The organism is Okeania sp., assembly GCF_983059655.1.
This window is the reverse complement of sequence record NZ_CEZPJD010000566.1, coordinates 1-5,265: the sequence shown is the minus strand read 5'-3', so window position 1 is coordinate 5,265 and position 5,265 is coordinate 1. Positions and strand designations below refer to the sequence as shown.

The 5,265-nt window shown below is 34.5% G+C and carries 6 protein-coding genes; all 6 read right to left on the bottom strand.

All coding sequences use genetic code 11. The features are described 5' to 3' along the window. Positions 1-473: 473 nt before the first annotated feature. Positions 474-956, bottom strand: a complete 483-nt coding sequence (locus AC3DU7_RS24245; protein ID WP_488041862.1) for an RpiB/LacA/LacB family sugar-phosphate isomerase — start codon at positions 954-956, stop codon at positions 474-476. A gap of 74 nt (positions 957-1,030) precedes the next feature. Next, complete coding sequence (gene cutA / locus AC3DU7_RS24240; protein ID WP_488041861.1) at positions 1,031-1,339, bottom strand: divalent-cation tolerance protein CutA; 309 nt, start codon at positions 1,337-1,339, stop codon at positions 1,031-1,033. Between the two features lie 529 nt (positions 1,340-1,868). Beyond that, entirely contained in the window at positions 1,869-2,663 is a 795-nt protein-coding gene (pstB, locus tag AC3DU7_RS24235) for a phosphate ABC transporter ATP-binding protein PstB (protein ID WP_488041860.1), read from the bottom strand. Further along, positions 2,657-3,601: a phosphate ABC transporter permease PstA gene (pstA, locus tag AC3DU7_RS24230; RefSeq protein WP_488041859.1), complete on the bottom strand. Its 945-nt coding sequence runs from the start codon at positions 3,599-3,601 to the stop codon at positions 2,657-2,659. The genes pstB and pstA overlap by 7 nt, the downstream gene beginning before the upstream one ends. 152 nt (positions 3,602-3,753) lie before the next feature. Beyond that, entirely contained in the window at positions 3,754-3,948 is a 195-nt protein-coding gene (locus AC3DU7_RS24225) for a hypothetical protein (RefSeq protein WP_488041858.1), read from the bottom strand. A 68-nt stretch (positions 3,949-4,016) separates the two neighbouring features. Next, positions 4,017-4,946, bottom strand: a complete 930-nt coding sequence (pstC, locus tag AC3DU7_RS24220) for a phosphate ABC transporter permease subunit PstC (RefSeq protein WP_488041857.1) — start codon at positions 4,944-4,946, stop codon at positions 4,017-4,019. Between the last annotated feature and the right edge of the window lie 319 nt (positions 4,947-5,265).

Here is a 5,265-nt window from a genome sequence, read left to right as displayed (position 1 = left end):
ACTGATAACTGATAACTGATAACTGATAACTGATAACTGATAACTGAAATGACCAACGCCTGTTATACTAATTTGAAAAAAGAATGCTATGTTTAAGTGAAACTTCAATTATTAAGTAATTAACACAGACTGACTATTTTTTTTGATAATTATTAGCCATTTATTGTTAATTATTCTTATTTTTACCTCTACTTGTACGGACATTGCATGCAACGTCCCTACCCACTTCCCTACTCCTCCAGGGCTAATTCATTGTCGTAGCGAGAATATTTACTACCCTATATTTTTGGTTAACTAATTCTAGTTAAGATGTACGAAATTTCAAAATTTCAAAGGATACAATTTTTCGATTGCGTGACGATGAATTGACTTTACTCCCCACTCCCCTACTTCTTTTTTCTCTCGTAACAATGAATTAGCCCTGTCCTACTCCCTCGCTCAATAAAATGTAGCAAACATTTATCAAATTGGTATTATTTCTTTCTTCCAAACTGTTCTTGTTCGAGTTGACTAATCTCTTTCATTGAGTTGTGCAACCATTCTTGAATGGGCGGTTCCCATTCTGAGGTAAACTCAGTCTTCAACCAAATATTAATGATTTCCTGGGCCACTTGAGGAGTGGTAATCAAACCTCCTAGAGTTAAAACGTTGGAGTTATTAATAGAGCGGGATTTTTGGGCAGCATAAATACTTTCACACACAGCGGCGTAGACGTTCGGGTGTTTGTTGGCAATGATGGCCATTCCCATGCCTGTACCACAAACCAAAATACCTCGATATGCTCGATCGCTTCCTACTCGTTTGGCCACCTCTGAAGCGATTTGATAGTAAGGAGTTTCAGTCTCATGATTATTAATCCCTACATCTTCTATTTCTAACTCTTGATTAAGTAGATGTTGCTTTACTGCTTCCTTGAGGTGAAAACCGTAAGCATCTGCTCCCAGCAAAATTTTCATTTTTTTACTTTAATTCCTCAGAAATTTTCGACAAAAAAATTGACTTCCAGACAGTATAAATTATTTTATTAAAGTTAATTATTTTCCAGTTGATTGCCTAGCCAGGCAAGATAATCTTGATTCCCAGATAGGATGGGTAAAACAATTACTTCAGGGGTTTCGTAAGGGTGAATTTCTTTAATAGCTTTTTCTAAGGATTCATAATTTTTCTGGCTTGTCTTAATCAAACAGAGCGATTCTTCATCTGTACATATTTCGTCATTCCACCAATAACTGCTAGTTATAGAACTGAAAATTTGAATACAAGCAGCTAGCCTTTTTTCAAGTAAGTATTTAGTTATGTTATCCGCATCTTGTCTACTGGGAGTTGACGTAATTACCATAAGATATTCTGGTGAGATTTTCTGTAGTTCCTTCACTAAAATTTTGTTTGAAACTTCAAGTTTCAGTCTCTGGCAGTAGGGGGAGTGGGGGAGTAGTAAAAATCAAAATAATTAGGGCTTGCTGATTAAATATCATACATATTGACTGATATTGGTTTTAGGCAATTTATGTCTTGAAAAAGTATTAGCTTTTCAGAAGTAATGGTTAAAAAAGTGAGTATTTTCGAGTAGTAAAAGCCGAAAAATTACTCTGACTATTCTTTGGGCTACTGACTCTTTCCTAAGAAAAGCATTCTTTATTTCACCCTTGGTATAATACCGATTTGATGAATTTCTTCTACAAATAGCTAGGCTATTTATTGGAAATCAAGTATCAGTTCTTCGGCTCTTCCTTCTTCCCTCTTCCTTCTTCCTTCTTCCTTCTTCAATTAACCAATATAGCTAGGCTATTTATTGGAAATCAAGTATCAGTTCTTCGGCTCCTCCTTCTTCTTTCTTCCTTCTTCCTTCTTCCCTCTTCCTTCTTCAATTAACCAATTCTGCCATGCAAATAATCCTCTGTTTTCTGATTTTTAGGGTCAGCAAATAAATCTTTAGTTTCACTAAATTCGATCAATTCTCCTAAATACATAAACGCCGTATAATCAGATAATCTTGCAGCTTGCTGCATACTATGAGTCACAACTAAAATAGTTATCTTTTCTTTTAATTGACTCATCAACCCTTCAATTTTAGCAGTAGCAATTGGGTCAAGAGCAGAAGTAGGTTCATCCAATAAAATTATCTCAGGTTCTCCTACTAAAGCACGAGCTATACATAAACGTTGTTGTTGACCTCCAGACAAATTAAAAGCCACCTCTTTTAATCTATCTTTCACCTCATTCCACAAAGCTGCACCTCTAAGAGCTTGTTCTACTTTTTCATCAATTAAACTCCTTTTTTTTTCACCACGCACCCGCAAACTATAAGCAACATTTTCATAAATTGACTTGGGAAATGGATTAGGTTTTTGAAATACCATGCTAATGCGCATTCGTACTTCTATTGGGTCAATATTTTTAGACAAAATATTCAGAGAATCTAGCCATATTTCCCCTTCATAGTAATTTCCTGGATACAAATCGTGCATCCGATTAAAGCAGCGTAATAAAGTAGTTTTTCCACATCCTGAAGGTCCAATTAATGCAGTAACTTGTTTTTCTGGAACAACCAAATTAATATTTTTTAAAATCTGAGATGAACCATAAAAAAAATTAAGTTTTTTGACTTCTGCTTTGGGCTTTATAGTAATTGATTCTTGTTTTTTTCTAGAAAAATTTACCATTTGATACCTTTACGAATTAGATAACGTAAATAAATAGCTAGAGTATTGATTGCCAAAGTCATAATAGTTAATATAGTACCTGCTGCTGCTGCATTTATTTCAAATGCTTTCTGTGGGCGAGAAACCCAGTTAAACATTTGAATTGGCATTAATGTAAATGGAGCTTTAAGCCAGGAAAAAGAAATAAATGGAAATTCACTTTTCACTGGAGAATCTGGTAAAAAAGCAATAAATGTCAATGCACCAATAGTAATAACTGGAGCTGTTTCTCCTATTGCCCGTGATAAACCAATAATTATACCAGTAAGAATAGTACCAAAGGAGTAAGGTAAAAGATGGTCCCAAATCATTTGCCATTTACTTGCTCCCAGAGCATAAGCAGCTTCTCGTAAATTAGTTGGAATTGAGCGGAGAGCTTCACGAGTAGTGACAATAACTATAGGTAAAATTAATAATGCTAAAGTTAAGCCTGCGGTGAGAATACTTTCCCCTAATTTTAACTGATAAACAAAAAATCCTAATGCTAACAAACCATAAATAATTGAAGGTACACCTGCAAGATTTGTCACATTAATTTCTATTAGATCGGCAATCCAATTTTTCCGAGCATATTCTTCTAGATAAATACCAGAAGCAACTCCTAAAGGAATTGCTACTAATGTAGTTACTAACATTACTAAACAAGTACCTACCCAGGCCGATAAAATTCCTGCTTCTTCGGGTTTTCTACTAGGAAAAGAAAATAAGAAGTTCCAATTGAGGCGTGGTAAGCCATCAATCATCATTTTAATTATTAAAGCAGCTAGGATTAATATTGAACCCGTAATTACTAATAAACCAATTATGGCAAAAATATTATTAACCAAATTTCGTTTATTCAGATTACCTTGAAGATGATTGAAAAGTAATTTTCTTTTGGTCAAATCTTGATTTGACATCTACATCAAGTTCCTCTAATTTATCTGGTTTAGGGAGTAGGGAGTAGGGAGCAGACAGTAGGAGAATGCTTTGGTAACTGTAGTCTATCTATTTGAAAACCGCTATAAAAGCATAACAGCTTCTTCCTTCTTCCCTCTTACCTAATTATTAATTATTCATCATTAATAATTAAATAATTCTGGTTTAAAGTCTCCTCTTTTAAGGGGAAAAAAGCGGTCTCCGGATGGCGATCTTCGGAGCGGCTCTGATAAGAGCGGTCCCCTCGCCATATCCAATCAACCAAGAGAAGAAATAATATCTCTTGATATTCAATCAAGAGCGGTTTTAACCAGAGGTAGTTATCCATTATCCATTATCCATTATCCATTATCCATTATCCATTATCCATTATCCATTAATGAATGCTTCCCTCTTTTAATATATTTCACGATAATATTTAGCTAGAAAATTACCGATGATATTTAATATTAAAGTGATCGATACTAAAGTTAGACCAGCAGCAAAAATTGTTTGATAAGCTAAAGTACCATGAGGTAAATCCCCAAGACTAACCTGTACAATATACGCTGTAATAGTAGCAGCTTGGTCTGTGGGATTAAAAGTAAAATTGGGCTGTAAGCCAGCCGCAATAGCAACAATCATTGTTTCTCCTACTGCACGGGAAGCTCCCAGAATATAAGCCGAACAAATACCAGAAATAGCAGCCGGAAATACAACGAATAATGATGTTTGAAACCTAGTTGCTCCCATAGAAAAAGATCCTTCTCGTAAACCTACTGGCACAGAACGCATAGCATCTTCGCTGATAGAACTAATAAATGGAATAATCATTACTCCCATTACTAATCCTGCACTCAACATATTAAAAGTTGGCAAATTTGGAAATATTTTTTGTAATAGTGGAGTGACGTACAAGAGTGCGAAATAACCATAAACTACTGTGGGAATAGCAGCCAATAATTCCAAGAAAGGTTTGAGAGTTTCTCTAAATTTTATGGGAGAAAATTCACTCAGATAAATTCCTGCTATAGTACCCAGTGGAATAGCTATCATTAAAGCAATAATTGAAGTTACTAAGGTTCCTGATACTAAAGGTAAAATTCCATATTGTGGATTTTGAAATAAGGGAGTCCATTGTGTATTAGTCAAGAATTCTAATATGGATATTTCTTGAAAAAATAAAACTGATTCTCTGACTAAGATAAACAGAATTGCTATGGTAGTTGCTACTGAAGAAAAAGCTGCTAAAAACAAAATATATTCAATTATTTTTTCTCGTATATCTTGAACTAATCTTGGCGAACATTTTGGTGATTTTTTTAATTTTAAATGTTTATCTCTCATTCAATATTCAGTGATTAAGTAAATAATAATGGTCAGTATTCAGTAGTTATACTATTTCTCAGAAACTTTTCAACTTGACTGTTGAGTAGGGGAGTGGGGGCGTAAGTACAAACTTTGTATGAACGTTATTATGGGGAAAAGTAAACATCAGAACCAGCTTTAAGGACGGGGTTTAAATTAACATAAAATATTTTTGCCATTTATAGCGCTTTTCACATGGATAGACTACAGTTAGTATGAGCAACCAAAAAGCATTTTTCTACCCCCTACTCCCTACTCCCTACTCCCTACTCTAAGTGCCAAAAATAATTTTGTGGTC